The following is a 2,274-nucleotide window of genomic DNA, read 5'->3' on the forward strand; positions in this document are numbered from 1 at the left end:
GCGATCATCATCATGATCTCGCTCTTCATCGGCGAATTCGCAAAGACCGGCTGGCTCGCCTATCCGCCGCTTTCCGGCATCGCCTACAGTCCCGACGTCGGCGTCGATTATTATATCTGGGGCCTGCAGGTCGCCGGTATCGGAACGACGCTTTCCGGCATCAACCTGATCGCCACCATCGTCAAGATGCGCGCACCGGGCATGACCTTCATGAAAATGCCGGTCTTCACCTGGACGTCGCTCTGCACCAACATTCTGATCGTTGCGTCCTTCCCGATCCTGACCGCAACGCTCGCCCTGCTCACCCTCGATCGCTACGCTGGCACGAACTTCTTCACGAACGACCTCGGCGGCAATCCGATGATGTATGTCAACCTCATCTGGATCTGGGGCCACCCGGAAGTCTACATCCTGATCCTGCCGGCCTTCGGCGTCTTTTCGGAAGTCGTCGCCACCTTCTCCGGCAAGCGCCTCTTCGGCTACGCCTCGATGGTTTACGCCACCTGCGTGATCATGATCCTCTCCTACCTCGTCTGGCTGCACCACTTCTTCACGATGGGCTCGGGCGCCAGCGTCAACTCCTTCTTCGGCATCACGACGATGATCATCTCGATCCCGACGGGTGCGAAGCTCTTCAACTGGCTGTTCACGATGTATCACGGCCGCATCCGCTACGAGCCGCCGATGCTGTGGACCGTCGGCTTCATGGTGACCTTCACCATCGGCGGCATGACCGGCGTCATGCTCGCAGTTCCGCCGGCCGACTTCGTGCTGCACAACTCGCTGTTCCTGATCGCCCACTTCCATAACGTCATCATCGGCGGCGTGCTGTTCGGCATGTTCGCGGGCGTCAACTACTGGTTCCCGAAGGCCTTCGGCTTCAAGCTCGACCCCTTCTGGGGCAAGATGAGCTTCTGGTTCTGGCAGATCGGCTTCTGGTTCGCCTTCATGCCGCTCTACATTCTCGGCCTGATGGGCGTCACCCGCCGCGTCAGCCAGTTCGACGACTCCTCGCTGCAGATCTGGTTCATCATCGCAGCCTTCGGCGCCGGACTGATCGCCATCGGCATCGCCTGCTTCCTGATCCAGCTCGCCGTCAGCTTCATGAAGCGCGAAGAGCTTCGCGACCATACCGGCGACCCCTGGAACGGCCGCACCCTGGAATGGTCCACGTCGTCGCCGCCGCCGGCCTACAACTTCGCCTTCACACCGGTCGTCTACGATCACGACGCCTGGTGGGACATGAAGAACCGCGGCTACAAGCGTCCGACCGAGGGCTTCATCCCGATCCACATGCCGAAGAATACCGGCACCGGCATCATCCTCGGCGTTCTCTCGATCGGCTTCGCATTCGGCATGATCTGGTACATGTGGTGGCTCGCCGCCATCACCTTCGTCGCAATGATCGCCATCACGATCGGCCATACCTTCAACTATAAGCGCGACTTCTACATTCCCGCCGACGAGGTCGTGAAGACCGAGAGCGAGCGTACGAAGCAGCTCGCAGGACAGGTGTAAGACCTATGACGACCCAAACCGCACAGGCTCCCATGGACGGCGAAACACCCGCCTTCTACCTGACGGAGGAGCATCATCCGGAAGGCAGCACCATGCTGGGCTTCTGGATCTACATCATGAGCGACTGCCTGATCTTCGCAGTCCTCTTCGCCACCTATGCCGTGCTCGGCCACAGCTATGCGGCCGGCCCGTCTCCGGCCGACCTGTTCGAGCTGCCGCTCGTCGCCCTCAACACCGCGATGCTGCTCTTCTCTTCCATCACCTATGGCTTTGCCATGCTGGCGATGGAAAAGGACAACAAGTCGGGCACGCTGATGTGGCTGGCGATCACAGGCATCTTCGGCGCTCTCTTCATCTTCTTCGAACTCTATGAGTTCTATCACCTGATCCTCGACGGCGCCGGCCCGCAGCGCAGCGCCTTCCTCTCGGCCTTCTTCACGCTGGTCGGCACCCACGGTCTGCACGTCACCACCGGTATCGTCTGGCTGATCACGCTGATGGCGCAGGTCACAAACCGCGGCCTGATCCCGGAAAACAAGCGCCGCCTGATGTGCCTGTCGATGTTCTGGCACTTCCTGGACGTCGTCTGGATCGGCGTGTTTTCCCTCGTCTATCTCATGGGAGTTCTCGGATGAGCTCGAACTCAAGTCATTCGCATCCTTCCGCCGACGCCCACGGCCATGACCACCATGGCGGCCACGAGGCTGCACACGGCACCTTCAAGAGCTACATGACGGGGTTCGTCCTCTCCGTCAT

General features: G+C 60.5%; 2 protein-coding genes and 1 pseudogene. All 3 read left to right on the top strand.

What is annotated here, in order from left to right; translation table 11 throughout:
- The coding region (locus tag GR212_RS36470) for a cbb3-type cytochrome c oxidase subunit I (protein ID WP_163994983.1) at positions 1-1,518 on the top strand (1,518 nt) is incomplete at its 5' end.
- A 5-nt stretch (positions 1,519-1,523) separates the two neighbouring features.
- Positions 1,524-2,153 (top strand): cytochrome o ubiquinol oxidase subunit III, encoded by a 630-nt coding sequence (cyoC, locus tag GR212_RS36475; protein ID WP_163994985.1) that lies wholly within the window; start codon positions 1,524-1,526, stop codon positions 2,151-2,153.
- A pseudogene (locus tag GR212_RS37475) lies at positions 2,150-2,274 on the top strand (cytochrome o ubiquinol oxidase subunit IV); the annotation flags it as partial. The gene cyoC and the pseudogene GR212_RS37475, both read left to right, overlap by 4 nt.

The sequence above is a fragment of the Martinezella lusitana genome, from assembly GCF_010668395.1.
GTDB lineage: Bacteria > Pseudomonadota > Alphaproteobacteria > Rhizobiales > Rhizobiaceae > Rhizobium > Rhizobium lusitanum_A.